The organism is Flagellimonas nanhaiensis (assembly GCF_003382275.1).
In the GTDB taxonomy this organism is placed as follows: Bacteria; Bacteroidota; Bacteroidia; order Flavobacteriales; family Flavobacteriaceae; genus Flagellimonas; species Flagellimonas nanhaiensis.
On the sequence record NZ_QTJX01000002.1, the window covers coordinates 774,962 to 790,903 of the forward strand.

Annotated in this window: 16 protein-coding genes; 7 read left to right on the top strand and 9 right to left on the bottom strand. The window is 41.3% G+C overall.

Features of this window, described 5'->3' with window-relative positions:
* Nucleotides 1-324: 324 nt before the first annotated feature.
* The gene (locus DX873_RS11010; protein WP_116184484.1) at nt 325-837 is read right to left on the bottom strand and encodes an acyl-CoA thioesterase; all 513 of its coding nucleotides are present in this window, start codon (nt 835-837) and stop codon (nt 325-327) included.
* A 57-nt stretch (nt 838-894) separates the two neighbouring features.
* Complete coding sequence (locus DX873_RS11015; protein WP_116184485.1) at nt 895-1,839, bottom strand: HU domain-containing protein; 945 nt, start codon at nt 1,837-1,839, stop codon at nt 895-897.
* A gap of 105 nt (nt 1,840-1,944) precedes the next feature.
* Between DX873_RS11015 and dprA the strand changes: the two genes are divergently transcribed.
* Nucleotides 1,945-3,051, top strand: coding sequence for a DNA-processing protein DprA (gene dprA / locus DX873_RS11020; protein WP_116184486.1), 1,107 nt, complete (start codon nt 1,945-1,947; stop codon nt 3,049-3,051).
* Here the strand turns inward: dprA and trpS are convergent.
* Both trpS and DX873_RS11030 read right to left on the bottom strand, forming a co-directional pair.
* The gene (trpS, locus tag DX873_RS11025) at nt 3,048-4,016 is read right to left on the bottom strand and encodes a tryptophan--tRNA ligase (protein WP_116184487.1); all 969 of its coding nucleotides are present in this window, start codon (nt 4,014-4,016) and stop codon (nt 3,048-3,050) included. The genes dprA and trpS overlap by 4 nt on opposite strands.
* A gap of 89 nt (nt 4,017-4,105) precedes the next feature.
* A complete protein-coding gene (locus DX873_RS11030; RefSeq protein WP_116184488.1) occupies nt 4,106-4,348 on the bottom strand; it encodes a GlsB/YeaQ/YmgE family stress response membrane protein in 243 nt (80 codons plus the stop codon).
* Nucleotides 4,349-4,406: 58 nt separating this feature from the next.
* Here DX873_RS11030 and DX873_RS11035 point away from each other — a divergent pair, with 58 nt between their 5' ends.
* Nucleotides 4,407-5,141, top strand: coding sequence for a lysophospholipid acyltransferase family protein (locus DX873_RS11035; protein WP_116184489.1), 735 nt, complete (start codon nt 4,407-4,409; stop codon nt 5,139-5,141).
* On the opposite strand, the gene DX873_RS11040 is transcribed toward DX873_RS11035, so the two are convergent.
* The 5 genes from DX873_RS11040 to recA form a co-directional block, all read right to left on the bottom strand.
* Entirely contained in the window at nt 5,131-6,297 is a 1,167-nt protein-coding gene (locus tag DX873_RS11040) for a histidine kinase (RefSeq protein ID WP_232520900.1), read from the bottom strand. The genes DX873_RS11035 and DX873_RS11040 overlap by 11 nt on opposite strands.
* A gap of 179 nt (nt 6,298-6,476) precedes the next feature.
* Complete coding sequence (locus DX873_RS11045; RefSeq protein WP_116184491.1) at nt 6,477-7,982, bottom strand: outer membrane beta-barrel protein; 1,506 nt, start codon at nt 7,980-7,982, stop codon at nt 6,477-6,479.
* Between the two features lie 11 nt (nt 7,983-7,993).
* Nucleotides 7,994-8,524, bottom strand: coding sequence for an RNA polymerase sigma factor (locus DX873_RS11050; RefSeq protein WP_116184882.1), 531 nt, complete (start codon nt 8,522-8,524; stop codon nt 7,994-7,996).
* A gap of 28 nt (nt 8,525-8,552) precedes the next feature.
* The gene (locus DX873_RS11055) at nt 8,553-8,990 is read right to left on the bottom strand and encodes a hypothetical protein (protein ID WP_116184492.1); all 438 of its coding nucleotides are present in this window, start codon (nt 8,988-8,990) and stop codon (nt 8,553-8,555) included.
* Nucleotides 8,991-9,075: 85 nt separating this feature from the next.
* On the bottom strand, nt 9,076-10,083 hold the full coding sequence (recA, locus tag DX873_RS11060; RefSeq protein WP_116184493.1) for a recombinase RecA: 1,008 nt from the start codon (nt 10,081-10,083) through the stop codon (nt 9,076-9,078).
* Between the two features lie 379 nt (nt 10,084-10,462).
* Between recA and DX873_RS11065 the strand changes: the two genes are divergently transcribed.
* The 5 genes from DX873_RS11065 (at nt 10,463) to DX873_RS11085 (ending at nt 15,882) form a co-directional block, all read left to right on the top strand.
* Nucleotides 10,463-11,614 carry a PSP1 domain-containing protein gene (locus DX873_RS11065; RefSeq protein ID WP_116184494.1) on the top strand — a complete coding sequence of 384 codons (1,152 nt, stop codon included), beginning with the start codon at nt 10,463-10,465 and terminating at the stop codon, nt 11,612-11,614.
* The gene (locus tag DX873_RS11070; RefSeq protein ID WP_116184495.1) at nt 11,607-12,095 is read left to right on the top strand and encodes a gliding motility lipoprotein GldH; all 489 of its coding nucleotides are present in this window, start codon (nt 11,607-11,609) and stop codon (nt 12,093-12,095) included. The genes DX873_RS11065 and DX873_RS11070 overlap by 8 nt, the downstream gene beginning before the upstream one ends.
* 3 nt (nt 12,096-12,098) lie before the next feature.
* Nucleotides 12,099-14,426, top strand: a complete 2,328-nt coding sequence (locus DX873_RS11075) for a penicillin-binding protein 1A (RefSeq protein ID WP_116184496.1) — start codon at nt 12,099-12,101, stop codon at nt 14,424-14,426.
* Nucleotides 14,427-14,523: 97 nt separating this feature from the next.
* Nucleotides 14,524-15,225 (top strand): CoA transferase subunit A, encoded by a 702-nt coding sequence (locus DX873_RS11080; protein ID WP_116184497.1) that lies wholly within the window; start codon nt 14,524-14,526, stop codon nt 15,223-15,225.
* A gap of 3 nt (nt 15,226-15,228) precedes the next feature.
* Nucleotides 15,229-15,882 carry a 3-oxoacid CoA-transferase subunit B gene (locus tag DX873_RS11085; protein WP_116184498.1) on the top strand — a complete coding sequence of 218 codons (654 nt, stop codon included), beginning with the start codon at nt 15,229-15,231 and terminating at the stop codon, nt 15,880-15,882.
* Nucleotides 15,883-15,942: the final 60 nt, after the last annotated feature.

The following is a 15,942-nucleotide window of genomic DNA, read 5'->3' on the forward strand; positions in this document are numbered from 1 at the left end:
AGTCCTCAATTCTGAAGCGTCCGAAGGCTTCATTTTTCGGGCCAATTAGTGAAATTCTTATTGAGTGAGCTTGTCATTCCGAACCCTGTCCTGAATGAAATGAAGGAGCTGAGAGGAATCTCTCGATCATAAGATTTCTCGTCGCTCGTATCTCGCTCTGTCGAAATGACGAAGACATTGGTGCCAATTAGTGAAATTTGTGTCCAACCCCTAAACCCGCAACTTTTTCATTTAGGGTAAGGTTGGAAAAGGCAAAGACATTCGTGTCAATTAGTGGAATTCGTGTCAAAACCCCTAAGGGATTTTCAAAAAATTAAACAGGAATCAACCCATAAACAAGGCCTTCAATTCTGATGCATCCGAAGGCTTCATTTTTCCAGCCAATACCAAGCTCAGCTGTTTTCTGCGCAAAGCTGCTGCAAACCGCTCCTTTTCAAGTTCGGTTTCCGGCTCCAAGGGAGGTACTTCGGTAGGCTTTCCAGTATCATCAACCGCTACAAAAGTGTAAATGGCCTCATTGGCCTTGGAACGTTCCCCTGTGAACCGGTCTTCGATCCAAACATCGATAAAGATTTCCATGGATGTTTTAAAAGCCCGAGAAACAGAAGCCTCTACAGTTACCACACTTCCTAAAGGAACCGCCCTGTTAAAGGCCACATGGTTCACAGAAGCTGTTACGGTAATCCTTCTGCTGTGTCTTCTGGCCGAAATACTGGCCGCCCTATCCATTCTGGCCAAAAGTTCCCCACCAAAGAGGTTGTTCAATGGATTGGTCTCGCTGGGAAGAACCAAATCGGTCATTATAGTTCTGGATTCACTAGGAGTCTTAGCGCGCATAGCTATAAATTTTGCGCAAAGATATTGAAGCAAAAAATGGTTTTAAAGAAAAGGAAGTTATTTCTCAGATAACAACCAAGCATCAGCAGATTCAGTCGCTTTAACCTTTTTTAGAAAGACCAAAGCCTCTTTTGGATCCTCAAAACTGTCAAAGGCAACTTGATGGAGGCCATATTTGTTTGTACCAAGATAAAAGGCACTATACCCTTTCTTACGAAGTTGGGCCACCTTTTTTTCGGCATTGGCCTCAATTCGGAAAGCACCTGCGATTACATGGTGTTTTCCAAGTTGTTTTTTGGTGACATTGAGATTGATGGCTGGAAGCTCCAAAGGCGCACTTTCAAAGAAAGTAGCTTCCTGAATCAAACGTGAAACCTCTTCCTGGGCATCTTTTTGAACGGCCACTTGTTTTTTCTGAAGGTCTCCATAAGTTCTATAAGAAGTAATCCCAATAGAAACCGCCAATAATAGGACGGCAGCATACTTTAACCAAGGACGAAACGAGGATTGTTCCCGTTTTTCGGGAGTAATGATGAATGGAATTCGCTCTTCCATCTCCTCAACCTCTTCTTTCAGAACTTCTCGCTGAACCGGAGTCGCCGAAAAAGTGGAGAGTCCAAAGGAAGAGGTCAGATAGTTGACCTTGTTCTCAGGTTGAAATTGGATTTTGTTCTCCTTGTTCTTCCAAAGTTTCCCAATGTTGAAAAGCTCAATACTTTCACCATCCCACATTCTTTTTTTCCAAGTTTCAGAAACTTGCTCTACTTCCGATAACAATTCCTCATAAGCCAGATTCTTTTCCTTGGCAATATGCGAAACCAACAACCCATCATTCTTGGATAATTGGGCATTAAAGGAAATGGTTTTGGAAGGTGGAATCAAAGTATTGGTCACGGTATCGATTTCTGCCGACTTCCCATGTGCCAAAAAAGCCCCAAATCCTGGGACAACCACACAGTTATAATCGTAAAGCAGTTTTTCTATGTAGAAATCGATACGCATAGCCACAAATATTGTAAAAAAAGCAAGAGAACAAAATATGCGACATAACTTTTTATTAACATTTGAAAATCTGTATTTTGTGAACAACTTTGAGTCCCAAATCAAATGACTGAAACTGAAATTATTGCAGCACTTCGGCTGCAAGCCATTCCAAATATTGGAGATGTTACTGCTAAAAAATTAATCGCCCATTGTGGTAGTCCAACGGCAGTTTTTACGGATAAAATCCACCACCTTCTAAAAATCGATGGAATTGGAAAGTTCACTTTAAAAAATCTTCATGACCCGGTTTATCTTGATGAAGCTGAAAGGGAATACGTCAATGTTCTCAAGAAATCAACCCGGATTTCTTATTTCATGGATGAAGATTACCCCTCCTATCTAAAACATTGTATTGATGGGCCTATTTTACTTTTTCAGAAGGGAAACATCAACCTCAAGCAAAAGAAAATAATCAGCGTGGTGGGTACTCGGAACATTACGAGTTACGGTTCTGCGTTCTGCGAAGCATTTATTGAGGAAATCTCTCCTATGGACCCTATAATTGTAAGTGGTCTTGCCTACGGGGTTGACATTGCCATTCAAAAAGCCGCGATGGAAAAAGGACTACAGACCATAGCATGTTTGGCGCATGGTCTTGACCAGGTGTACCCCAAAGCACATAAAAAATATGCCCAACAAATGGAGGAAAACGGTGGATGTATTACAGAATTTTGGAGCGGGAGCAATCCAGACAGGGAAAATTTTTTAAAACGCAACCGAATCATAGCTGGAATAAGCGAAGCTACCGTGGTAATTGAATCTGCTGAAAAAGGGGGGAGTTTGGTAACCGCTGACCTTGCCAATAGCTATAACAGGGACGTGTTTGCGGTACCCGGGAGAAATACAGACAAGTTCAGTAAGGGTTGCAATGATCTGATTCGACAACAAAAGGCCCATTTGTTGACCTCGGCGGCCGAGTTGGTTTATCTATTAGGATGGGAAATTGAGGAAAAACCAGATCCAACTCCCGTTCAAAAACAACTGTTTGTGCAATTGGATGATATAGAGCAACAGATATACTCCTATCTGCAATTAAACGGAAAGCAGTCTCTTGACACTATTGCTTTGGAATGTAAACTTCCTGTATATAAAATTTCCTCGGTCCTTTTGAATATGGAAATGAAAGGAGTGATGCGCCCATTGCCCGGCAAATTGTTTGAAGTGGTTTAGTACCCCAATTTCTCACGTACTCTTCCAAGTACCTCTATGGCTACTTTTTTGGCTTTTTCCGCTCCTATGGCCAAGGCTTCGTCCACCTCGTTCAAATGGTTCATGTAGTATTCAAATTTTTCACGGGGCTCTTCAAACTTGTTCAGAATAACTTCAAACAAAGCTTGCTTGGCGTGCCCATAACCGTAGTTTCCTGCTAGGTAATTGGCACTCATCTCTTCAATCTGCTCCTCAGTGGCCAAAAGTTTGTAGAGCGCAAAAACGTTGTCTGTGCTAGGATCTTTAGGTTCTTCCATTGGGGTGCTATCGGTTACGATTCCCATGACCTGCTTTCTTAGCTTTTTGTCCGGTTGAAAAATATCGATGAGGTTCCCCCTGCTTTTGCTCATTTTCTCACCATCGGTGCCCGGCACGTACATGGTGTCTTCATGGACCTTGGCCTGTGGAAGCACAAAGGTATCTCCCATTTGATTATGAAAACGGGAGGCCACGTCCCGTGTCATTTCCAAATGTTGCAACTGATCTTTTCCTACGGGAACAATATCGGCATCATAAAGAAGTATATCAGCGGCCATCAACATGGGGTAGGTAAACAATCCAGCATTTACATCCTCTAATCTATCGGCTTTGTCCTTAAAGGAATGTGCCAATGTCAATCGTTGGTATGGGAAAAAGCAACTGAGGTACCAGGCCAGCTCAGAGGTCTGGGGAACATCACTTTGACGGTAAAAAACAGTCTTGTCAATATCAAGACCAAAAGCGAGCCATGCAGCTGCAATGGCATGGGTGTTTTGGCGCAACAATTCCCCATCTTTGATTTGGGTAAGGGAATGCATATCCGCAATAAATAGGAAAGACTCGTTATCGGGGTCTTGGGCCATTTGTATTGCTGGGACAATAGCTCCTAAAATATTTCCCAAGTGGGGTGTACCTGTACTTTGGATTCCGGTCAGAATTCTGGCCATGCTAAATTTTTGCCCGTAAAAGTAATCATCCGTTGGGGATAAAAAAAGAATACGAAGCGGCTATTTTATGTTGCTTTTCCTGGTAAGTGTTATTTCTTGAAAAGCCCCGCTAAAAATAGAATTAAGACGGCACCAATAACACCGGTCAATAGGTCCCCAATGATTCCAGTCCCGATATGAATGCCCAGTAAATTGAATACCCAGTTGCCCACAATACCGCCCACAATACCTAAAATTATATTCAAGAGTGTGCCAAAGCCCCCACCTTTCATAATTTTTCCGGCTAACCATCCCGCTGCGGCGCCTATCAGTAGTGCATAAATAATACCCATAATTTGAAGTTTTAGTGGTCAGTTTACTAAAGATATTCAAAAATTCTACTTTTGGCACATGCTTTCATTCTTAAAAAATATGGGCCATGCCATTTACAGGGTCTGGTTTTATATATTGGTGACCCTTCCCATTTTTTTATTCATGCCGTTTTTGATTCTTGCCACACTTTCGGAACGCACGTACCATCAGTTTTTTTGGTTGGCCAGAAATTTATGGGCAAAAATTATTGTTTACGGTATGGGCTGTTTCCCAGTGATTAAAAGGGAACAGCGCATGGAAAGGGGAAAGAGCTATATGTTGGTTGCCAATCATACAAGTATGCTGGATATTATGTTGATGCTCATTGTGAGTAAAAATCCTTTTGTATTTGTTGGAAAAAAAGAGCTTGTAAAAATTCCCATTTTCGGATTTTTCTATAAACGTGTCTGCATTATGGTGGACCGGGATGACATTAAAAGCAGAACAGGGGTTTACAGACGGGCACAAAGACGTTTGGACCAAGGGTTGAGCATATGTATATTTCCCGAAGGGGGAGTACCTGAAGAAGAAGTTGTGCTAGATGAATTTAAGGACGGGGCTTTTAAAATGGCTATTGCGCATAAAATTCCTGTAGTGCCGATAACCTTTCTGGATAATAAAAAACGATTCTCTTTTACTTTTTTTAGTGGAGGCCCTGGAAGGCTTAGGACCAAGGTCCATCGATTTTTTGAAACCGGTATTTTGGCCGAAGAGGACAAATCTACCCTTCGTGAAGAAGTGAGGGAGGTAGTTTTAAAAGAACTTAATAATTGAGATTGGGCAATCTTAAGGTAATTTCCCTGATGCCTGAAGAAATCTCATCTGAAAACGACAATCTTTTTTCTTGGGGATAATCCTTGGCTGTGTTGAGCAGTTCAATATGATCATACCACTGTAGAATACTGTCTTTGAACATTAATCTCTTATCAACCTCAGGCTCTCTGGTTTGTTGGTAGCGTATTGAAAGAATGACAGTTACCTCGGAGACATTGAATTCAATGTCAAAATGTCTTTTCTGTTCTTTACAAAACACATAATACTCAATAATGTTTTCCAAAAGAGTCTGGACCACAAAAGATGGAATACCTGCTTCTTCTGCTTTTAAGGAATTTTCATTGAATGAAATGGCATAATCAAATTTGTCGTCATACCGGAGCTTTTGTAGTTTCAGGTACCAATGTAGCATTTCAACTTCCGCCTTTAACCCAACAACTTCATTTTCAAGATGTTTTAAATAATAACGGATGAGTTTGCTGAACATGGACAAATATTCCAAAGCCCGTTTCTTTTTCTCTGACGTGATAAAATACTGAATGGCGTTCAAAGCGTTGAATACAAAGTGAGGGTTTAATTGGGAATTTAATGCCCTTAACTTAAGTTCCAACATTTCCTCCTTAATCTTGAAAAGCCTTTGCTGTTCGTCCATAAGCGCTTTGTTGGCACGTACACTCTTAATTTTTATAGCACAGATGGATGCAATGGCAGAAAGCATCCTAAGATGATGATTGGTAAAGAAGCCTTTATTGGGATGTTCGCAATCTATGACACCATAAATGGTGTTCTCATGAGCTATGGGAACGCAGATTTCAGAAAGACGCAAATCGTCATCCTCTATATATCGGGGGTCTTTTGAGGTGTCGTTAACAATTTCTGGAACTCCAGTTTTGGCCACATAGCCCGAAATCCCGTCTCCCACCAATATTTGTACAGGATTATATAATGTTTTGTCCTTAGGGCTCTTTGGCCCATATGCTGCTTTTTGGACCAATAGTTTGTTTTCATAATCTATTAGATAAATTACGCAGTCAACAAAACCAAGTTTAGCAATGCAGTTTTTGGCCAAATCCCAGAGAATATCCTCCTCGTTTTCTTTTCCAAGAAGGGATTTGGAAAAATAAATCAAAATGTCTTCAAATTGTCTGTTTTTCAACGAAGTACTGTTTTGTTTTCGGGTGTAAAATAGCAATTTTTGGAAAAACCTCTTTTTGGATTGACTGAAATGGTTATTGAATGTGCAGAGAAGGAATTAGCACAAAAACACCCCGCTTTTGAGCGGGGTGCTTAACTGATTGCCTAAAGGGGCAATCTTCCTAACCAACTTCTTTAATCCTAGAACTTAAAACTAATGCCGCTATAAACACCGACCGAGAAAGGTCTGAATGAACCTGAGGTTTCGGAAAACGTGTTCATTTGGTATTTAAAAACGGGCTCAAAGTTCAATTGGACTTTTGGAGTGAATTTATAATTGAGGCCAAGACCCACATTGGTACTAAAGTTTAAAGAGTTTGCATTGTTTGCCTCGCCTACTTCGGTTATTAGGTCTTGAGACTCAACAAGCACAGAGTTGTCCACAAGGAAGAGAGAACTGACCCCGCCAATTAAATCAACACCAAACTTCTTGTCAATCAACGTGTAATTAAGCTCCAAGGGAACTTCTATGTATCCCAATTGTTGGATCATTTTTCCTTCTAGAGCGGAAGCTTCATTGGCAGTCACTTCAAAAGAGGCATCGTTGGAAGATTTTCCCAGTGTCTCATTCTTGCTTTGTACTACCAAGGTCCTTGAGGTTCTACTATAATCTATGTTGTCAATCAACTCATCGGAAGATGCACGTAAGGAAGAAGAAAAGACAACATCATCGGTATCGTAACCATATTTTACCTTGTGTACCCCTGATCGTATTTTTAATCGTTTTCCAAGATCATAAGCCACAGTAAGACCATAGCTCAGGTTTACGTTCCCTGATTTTGAATTGGAGGCAAAACTAGAATGGATGGGTGAGCCGTCTCCCGTTGCATTGAAATATACCGGGGCCACTGATGGCCCTACCGACCATTTCCCTTTGGAGTTTTCAGCAATTTCAATTTCCTCCTCTTGCTCTTTGATTGCATCAAAAATGGATTTCTTTTCGAGTCCGTTTTCTTTTTCCTGAACTTCAGCAACTGCAGTATTCTCCTCATTGAGAGGCGATTCTAACTCAGTTTTTGTTTCTGCAACAGCTTCATTACTTTCTATTTTATCTAAAGCGACCTCATTCTCATTGCCAGTTGCAATCTTGTCTGCTTCTTTTTGATTTTGGGCATTCCCAGTTTCAGCAATCGCCAGAGCACTCTTGTCATTTTTCCCGAGTATGTCGGTTTTTTCGACATTGTTTCCGCCACTGATATTTTCTTTTTGGGCATTCTCACGATCAGCAACTGCCTGCTCGGTTTTTAAACTTTGGTTGATGTCAGTGAAGTTTTGAGTGTCTTCACTTTGATTGCTTTCGGTATTTTCTGAAGATTCAACTAGAGCTTCGGTACTCGTTTCTCCTAAAGGAGTACTATCCACTTCACTTGGTTGTTCCACATTTTTGGAAGGCTCGTCCTTGTTTTCAACCTCAGTAACTATAATTGATTCATCGGTTGGTGTATTTCCGAAAGGATTAACAACATAAAAGAGGATGGCCAAAAGAGCTGCCACACCTCCCAGACGCCACCAAATTGGAATGATGCGCCTTCTTTGTTTCTTTTTGTCCAAAGAATCTTCAATGGATTTCCAAACACTTTCGTCAGGAATTTCTTGAAAGTCCTTAAATTTTTCCTTGAACAATTGCTCTAAATTCTTTTTCCCCATTATTGAAATGATTAGGCAATGTTTATGTTTTCTTTTTCTATTTTCTCCCTCAAAATCATTTTAGCCCTGGCCAGATTAGATTTTGAAGTTCCAGTGGATGTCCCCAACATCTCACTTATTTCTTTATGGCTATAACCGTCCAATACATATAGATTGAATGTCAATCTATACTTGTTTGGCAGCTCTTGGATGTATCCCAGAAGCGTTGAAAGACTAATGTTCGTCTGCTCTATGTCTACATCCATTTCTTCTCCATAATTTTCGGAAACCACATTAAGGTGTTGTTCCTTCCTATATTTTTGGAGAACCGTATTTACTGTAATCCTTTTGATCCAACCTTCAAAAGAACCTTGAAAACCATACTTGTCTATTTTGCTGAAAATGGTCATAAAGCTATCGTGGAGGTTGTCCTCGGCTTCAGCCTTATTCCTGGAATATTTAAGGCACATACCGAAAAGAATACCGGAATATCTCCGGTATAATTCTGATTGGGCCTTTCTATTCCCTTTTTTGCAGTTATTTATTAGTTCCTCAAGATCCAAATGTTGGTCAATTTTGGATTGTTGATTTCTAGTTTGTAGGGTCAACCTCTACAGGGACCGTATATTCCAAATATATTGGATTTTCATTTTCATCCTGTCCGGCATAAAATCTAAAATTATAGTCTTCGGTAAAAATCACCTGAAAGGGCAACGTTGCCACAACCTCTTCAATCGCTTGCGTACAAGCGGTATCCTCATCAGTTATAACCGTACCAATAACGGCCACATCACGATCAGTTTGCCCAACTTTGGAGATATCAAACCCCTCAAAGTAAGTACAGCCGTCCGGCCTAATGTACGTAACGTCAATATTATACGTCCTGTTCAGCTCAAAAGACTCCGGCAATGAGGCCTCAACCACATTCAATGTTGTAAAATGAAAGTTTGGCGATTCATTGTCCAAGTCACATGAACTGAAAAGAAAACACACCACAAGAATTAACATGGGCATTCTCATCTTCCTCATCACTTAGCTACTTTTAACCCCTAGATGAGCAGGAAAGACAAGGGTTGCGTAAGATTATCACAACCTTTTGGCAATAGAATGTGGTTTAGGAATTTATTGCAGCGATTGCTTCCTTGATTTTCCCTTCCAATTCTTCAGAAAGTTCGGGGTTGTCCATAAGCAAAGCTTTTACTGCATCTCTTCCCTGTCCCAGCTTTGTATCGCCATAACTAAACCAAGAACCGCTCTTTTTGACGATTTCATAGGCCACTCCCAAATCCAATATTTCCCCAATTTTGGAAATACCTTCGCCATACATAATATCAAATTCCGCAGTTTTAAAAGGAGGGGCAACTTTGTTCTTGACCACCTTTACACGGGTTTTGTTTCCTTGGACATTTCCGTCTGTATCCTTGATCTGTGTAGATCTACGGATATCCAAACGAACGGAGGCATAAAATTTAAGGGCATTACCACCGGTAGTTGTCTCAGGGTTGCCAAACATTACACCAATTTTTTCACGAAGCTGATTGATAAAGATTACCGTACAATTGGTTTTACTGATTGTGGAAGTAAGCTTTCTAAGGGCCTGGGACATCAATCTGGCATGCAGTCCCATTTTGGAGTCCCCCATTTCTCCTTCAATTTCACTTTTCGGAGTTAATGCCGCAACAGAATCCACAATGACAATATCAATTGCTCCAGATCGAATCAAATTGTCAGCAATTTCCAGAGCTTGCTCCCCATGATCAGGTTGGGAAATGATGAGATTATCGATATCTATACCCAGTTTTTTGGCATAAAAACGGTCAAAGGCATGCTCTGCATCTATAAATGCTGCAATACCACCTGCTTTTTGCGCTTCGGCAATTGCGTGCAATGTCAACGTGGTCTTACCGGAAGATTCCGGACCATAAATTTCTATGACACGACCTCTTGGATAACCTCCAACACCCAAAGCAATATCCAGCCCAAGAGACCCTGAAGGTATGACCTCCACATCTTCAATAACACTGTCACCCATTTTCATTACGGCACCCTTGCCATAGGTTTTGTCCAATTTGTCCAGCGTTAATTTTAGGGCTTTTAGTTTTGCTTCTTTTTCGTTGCTCATGGTTAAAAATGTTAGGAAGGCTAAAAATACCATTTCTTTCTACATGCGACAAAAGCGACGCAACCTTTTTGCAATAATGAATCTTGGAGGTACTAACTCAAACTCTATATGCGGATTTGTCCTTAAGAATCCGCGAGTTCAGGGAATGGGAAAGAATGCGCTGTGAAAGCATTGGAAAGTTATGAGGGCTACATTAAAAATGTGGCCTTTTTTTGTTCTTGGACATCTCTGTGCGAACAAATTGCTGGTCAGGCTTTTACCTTGATTCCAAAAAAGACATATTTCAATGCTGCCACAAATTGTGCTATATTTACATCTAATAATTTTATGAACCCTTTTTAAGGAAATCGTGTTTTTTCCTTAAATCAAGATATTAAATATGGCATGTAGCAGTTGTTCAACCGGCAAGGATGGACAACCGCGGGGTTGCAAGAACAATGGTACTTGTGGCACAGATGGTTGTAATAAGCTCACAGTCTTCGACTGGCTTTCCAATATGTCGCTGCCCAATGGTCAAAAACCTTTTGACTGTGTTGAGGTGCGTTTTAAAAATAGCAGAAAAGAGTTTTTTAGAAATGTGGATAACCTTCCGTTGTCCATTGGGGATATAGTAGCTACGCAAGCCAAATCCGGACATGATGTGGGCATGGTGACCCTTACCGGGGAATTGGTGAAGGTGCAGATGAAACGGAAAAAAGTTTCCCCCGAGGATGATACAGTTCCAAAGATTTATAGGAAGGCCACCCAACGGGATATAGATGTTTGGCAAAAATGCCGAAACAAGGAGGAAGAGATAAAAAAGCGTTCCCGTGAAATAGCCATTGCCCTAAAATTGGAAATGAAACTCAGTGATGTTGAATTCCAGGGCGATGGATCTAAAGCCACCTTTTACTACACCGCGGAAGAGCGTGTAGACTTTAGGCAATTAATCAAGGATATGGCAAAGGCCTTCGGAATCCGGATAGAAATGAGACAGATCGGATACCGACAAGAAGCTCAAAGATTAGGAGGAGTTGGCTCTTGTGGGCGTGAGCTTTGCTGTTCTACATGGTTGACAGATTTTAGATCCGTAAGCACGGCTTCTGCCAGATATCAGCAGTTGGCCCTGAACCCTCAAAAATTGGCAGGGCAATGCGGTAAGCTCAAATGTTGTCTAAACTATGAGTTGGATATGTACCTGGAAGCACTAAAGGATTTTCCTTCCCAAGACAGTAAGCTCTTGACCAAAAAAGGAATCGCCTTTTGTCAAAAAACAGATATTTTCAAGGAAACTCTCTGGTTCTCGTACAAGGATGATCCAGCAACATGGCATGCACTCAACAAAGAGCAGGTTTTGGAGATTTTAGAGAAAAACAAGAAGAATGAAAAGATTGCCAGTCTTGAAGAATATGCCGAGGAAAACGTTGTTGAAGAGAAAATGGTTTTTGAAAATGTGGTTGGACAGGATAGTTTAACACGTTTTGATAGGCCCAAGAAGAAAAGGAAGAAAAAACGACGCAAGAACAGATCCAAAACCACATCAAATGCTTAAAAAAGTTTCACTTGTTTTGGTGTTGATTGTCGGATTGGAATCGTGCAACACCAATTTGGTTTTCTCGGAATTTAAATCAATGAAAGATGCAAAGTGGGACATGAGTGAGTCGGTCCATTTTGAGTTTTCAGGATTAGATTCCATTGCTGTCCATAACATGTTCATCAATGTTAGAAACGACAACACCTTTCCCTTTAGCAACCTTTTTTTGATCACTGAACTTGAATATCCCGATGGAAACACCATAAAGGACACTTTGGAATACAGAATGGCAGAACCCACCGGGGAATGGTTGGGGAAAGGCTTGGGAAGCATCAAGGAAAACAAGCTTTGGTTTCAGGAAAAAATCGTTTTTCCGGATTCTGGCGTATATAAAGTGAGCGTTGCCCACGCTATGCGCCGGAATGGTGAGGTAGGGGGCATAAATATTTTGGAGGGCATTACCGATTTAGGTTTAGAAATAGAAAAAAGTACCCAATAAAAAATGGCAAGGAAAAAACAAAAGAAGGAAAAAAGCTTCTTCCCCTTTATCAAATGGTTTTGGATTCTTTTTGGGTCCGGTGTAGTATTTGTTGCATTGATTTTCCTTCTGGCCTCATGGGGCGTGTTCGGAGAGATGCCAACTTTTGAACACTTAGAGAATCCTGACACGAACTTGGCCACAGAAATTATATCCTCTGATGGTGAGACTTTGGGCAAATTTTATTTGGATGACAACCGAACTCCTGTAGCCTTTGAAAACCTGCCCAAGAACCTGGTAGATGCCTTGGTGGCCACAGAAGATGCCAGATATTATGATCATTCTGGAATAGATGCCAGAGGAACGATACGTGCCTTTGCCTATTTGGGCACAAAGGGAGGAGCAAGTACCATATCACAACAGCTTTCAAAACAGCTTTTTACCGTAGAGAGAAATGTTGGAATAGTTAAAAGAGTGATTCAGAAGGCAAAGGAATGGGTTATTGCAATTAGATTGGAAAAGCAGTATACCAAGGAGGAAATCGTTGCTATGTATCTCAACATCTATGATTTTGGATATGCAGCAGATGGTATCCGGTCCGCTTCCCGTATTTATTTTGGAAAAGAACCTTCGGAGCTTAAGATTGAAGAATCAGCCGTATTGGTGGGAATGCTGAAAAACTCTTCACTATTTAATCCTATCAGGCGTCCCGAAAGAGTTTTGAATAGAAGGAATACGGTTTTGGGTCAAATGGCTAAATATGGATATATCTCGGAACAAGAAAAAGACTCACTCCAAAACCTTGAAATGGACCTCAACTTTAGTCCAGAATCGCATAGGGAAGGATTGGCAACCTATTTTAGGATGTATGCGCAGCGATGGCTCAATGGGTGGGTAAAGGAAAATCCGAAACCAGATGGAGAAAAGTACAATATCTATTTGGATGGGTTGAAGATTTACACCACGATTGACTCCCGAATGCAAAAAAATGCAGAGGAAGCGGTGGAGGAGCATATGAAAAATCTCCAGGCCGAGTTTTTCCATCAAAACACACCAAAGCGCAACCCAACAGCACCCTTTTTGGACATAACCAAAGGTGCTATTGATACCATTATGCGAAGTGCCATGAGACGTTCTGCACGTTGGCGAAGTATGTCAAGACAGGGTAAGTCTGAAGAAGAAATCAAAAAATCTTTCCATGAAAAAATTGAGATGACAGTTTTTGACTGGAACAGCGATTCCTATGAGAAGGACACCGTGATGACTCCAATGGATTCCATCCGATATTACAAAACATTCCTAAGAACAGCTATGATGTCCATGGAGCCCCAAACAGGGCACGTAAAAGCTTGGGTTGGAGGAATAGATTACAAGCACTTTCAATACGATAACGTAATTCAGGGAGCGCGGCAAGCAGGATCTACTTTTAAACCATTTGTGTACGCGGCAGCTATTGATCAATTGAGATATTCGCCCTGTGACTCGTTACCGGACAATCAATATTGTATTGAGCCTTTAAAACATGGAAACATGGAGGCGTGGTGTCCCAAAAACTCAGATGGGAAATACTCTGGAAAAAACCTGACCCTTAAAAATGCTCTTGCCAATTCGGTAAATACAGTTACTGCACAATTGATTGATAAAGTAGGACCAAGATCTGTAGTGGCCATTGCTAAAAACATGGGATTCTCTCGTGAAATTCTTGAAGTACCTTCCATTGCATTAGGAACCATAGATTTTAATGTTTATGAAATGGTCGGGGCCTATGGCACCTTTGCCAACCAAGGAGTCTACGTAAAGCCCATAATGGTCACTCGTATTGAGGATAAAAATGGAACGGTACTCTATGAGTACACTCCTGAGACCAAAGATGTTTTGAGCAAGGATGTCGCCTATGCTATGGTAAATCTAATGGAAGGGGTTACCCAAGGAGGCTCTGGAACAAGATTGCGCCATACTTTTGCCAAGGAGCAAACAGTATACAAGGATATTATTACGGGATACCCGTATCAACTCGCTAATCCCATAGCTGGAAAAACAGGGACCACACAAAATCAAAGTGACGGTTGGTTTATGGGCATGGTGCCCAATCTGGTAACTGGAGTTTGGGTTGGAGGAGATGACAGATCTATACATTTTAAAAGCCTTCTATACGGACAAGGTGCATCCATGGCCTTGCCTATTTGGGCACTGTACATGAAAAAGAATTATGAAAACGATGAACTTGGGGTCTCCAAAGAAGCTTTTGAAGAACCCGAGGAATTGTCCATTAATGTGGATTGTACCAAAATATTGCAGGACCTTCAAGAAGATCTTGATACCGAAGACGATTTAGATGATCTGGATTTTTGATCTAAATAATAAACCATAGAAGTGGCCCCAAGTGTAAATATCTCTTGGGGCTTTTTTATTTAAGTCGTAATTTCAGTCCATCATAAAATGGTGCTATATGATTAATAAAACAGTGGCAAATGTTGCAGAGGCCGTAGAAGGGGTTGCTGATGGAATGACATTCATGTTGGGAGGTTTCGGGCTATGTGGAATTCCGGAAAATGCCATATCGGAGTTGGTCAGACTCGGCATAAAGGATATTACCTGTATCTCCAATAATGCCGGAGTGGATGATTTTGGACTCGGACTGCTTTTGCAAGAGCGGCAGATCAAAAAAATGATATCCTCCTACGTAGGTGAAAATGACGAGTTTGAACGGCAGATGTTAAGTGGTGAGTTGGAAGTGGAACTGACCCCTCAAGGCACCCTGGCCGAAAAGTGCAGGGCCGCGCAAGCTGGTTTCCCTGCTTTCTATACTCCTGCAGGATATGGTACCGAAGTGGCCGAAGGAAAAGAAACCCGCGAATTTAATGGTAAAATGTATGTGTTGGAGCCCGCCTATGAGGCAGATTTCTCTTTTGTAAAGGCATGGAAGGGAGATGAAGCCGGCAATCTCATTTTCAAGGGAACCGCCAGAAACTTTAACCCTTGCATGTGTGGAGCGGCTCAAATTACAGTGGCTGAGGTTGAAGAATTGCTTCCGGCCGGTAGTTTGGACCCGAATGAAATTCATATCCCCGGAATTTTTGTACAGCGAATTTTCCAAGGAGAAAACTATGAAAAGCGAATTGAACAAAGGACAGTAAGGCAAAAAGGGTAAAGTATGCTGGATAAAAACGGAATAGCAAAACGAATTGCAAGGGAGGTTAAGGACGGATATTACGTGAATTTGGGAATTGGGATTCCCACTTTGGTCGCCAACTTTGTACGTGAAGATATAAGTGTGGAATTCCAGAGTGAAAATGGCGTTTTGGGTATGGGTCCATTCCCTTTTGAAGGAGAGGAAGATGCCGATATCATCAATGCAGGCAAACAGACCATAACGACATTGCCAGGAGCCTCATTTTTTGACTCTGCCCTGAGCTTTGGAATGATTAGGGGCAAACATGTTGACCTTACAATTTTGGGGGCAATGGAAGTAGCAGAAAACGGCGACATTGCCAACTGGAAAATACCGGGGAAGATGGTAAAAGGTATGGGAGGGGCCATGGATTTGGTTGCCTCGGCTGAAAACATCATTGTGGCGATGATGCATACCAATAAAGCAGGTCAATCCAAATTGCTCAAAAAATGTTCGTTGCCCCTAACCGGGGTGGCTTGTGTCAAGAAAATAGTGACCAATTTGGCAGTGTTGGAAGTTACTCCTGATGGCTTCAAATTATTGGAAAGGGCACCTGGTATTACGGTTAATGAGATTGAAAAGGCAACCGATGGCAGACTAATTGTGGAAGGGGAGGTTCCGGAAATGGAAATTTGATAAGAACTTTCTTTTGACTTGTCTTTTGCACAAATTTTTATAAACAATTATTTAAAGATA

Excerpts from the sequence above, each read along its gene's own strand:
- DX873_RS11030 (WP_116184488.1), bottom strand. The coding sequence starts at position 4,348 with ATGGGTATTATTTATGCACTACTGATAGGCGCCGCAGCGGGATGGTTA.
- DX873_RS11070 (WP_116184495.1), top strand. The coding sequence starts at position 11,607 with ATGCTTAAAAAAGTTTCACTTGTTTTGGTGTTGATTGTCGGATTGGAA.
- DX873_RS11035 (WP_116184489.1), top strand. The coding sequence starts at position 4,407 with ATGCTTTCATTCTTAAAAAATATGGGCCATGCCATTTACAGGGTCTGG.
- DX873_RS11065 (WP_116184494.1), top strand. The coding sequence starts at position 10,463 with ATGGCATGTAGCAGTTGTTCAACCGGCAAGGATGGACAACCGCGGGGT.
- DX873_RS11045 (WP_116184491.1), bottom strand. The coding sequence starts at position 7,982 with ATGGGGAAAAAGAATTTAGAGCAATTGTTCAAGGAAAAATTTAAGGAC.
- trpS (WP_116184487.1), bottom strand. The coding sequence starts at position 4,016 with ATGGCCAGAATTCTGACCGGAATCCAAAGTACAGGTACACCCCACTTG.
- DX873_RS11010 (WP_116184484.1), bottom strand. The coding sequence starts at position 837 with ATGCGCGCTAAGACTCCTAGTGAATCCAGAACTATAATGACCGATTTG.
- recA (WP_116184493.1), bottom strand. The coding sequence starts at position 10,083 with ATGAGCAACGAAAAAGAAGCAAAACTAAAAGCCCTAAAATTAACGCTG.
- DX873_RS11080 (WP_116184497.1), top strand. The coding sequence starts at position 14,524 with ATGATTAATAAAACAGTGGCAAATGTTGCAGAGGCCGTAGAAGGGGTT.
- DX873_RS11075 (WP_116184496.1), top strand. The coding sequence starts at position 12,099 with ATGGCAAGGAAAAAACAAAAGAAGGAAAAAAGCTTCTTCCCCTTTATC.
- DX873_RS11015 (WP_116184485.1), bottom strand. The coding sequence starts at position 1,839 with ATGCGTATCGATTTCTACATAGAAAAACTGCTTTACGATTATAACTGT.
- DX873_RS11055 (WP_116184492.1), bottom strand. The coding sequence starts at position 8,990 with ATGAGGAAGATGAGAATGCCCATGTTAATTCTTGTGGTGTGTTTTCTT.
- dprA (WP_116184486.1), top strand. The coding sequence starts at position 1,945 with ATGACTGAAACTGAAATTATTGCAGCACTTCGGCTGCAAGCCATTCCA.
- DX873_RS11085 (WP_116184498.1), top strand. The coding sequence starts at position 15,229 with ATGCTGGATAAAAACGGAATAGCAAAACGAATTGCAAGGGAGGTTAAG.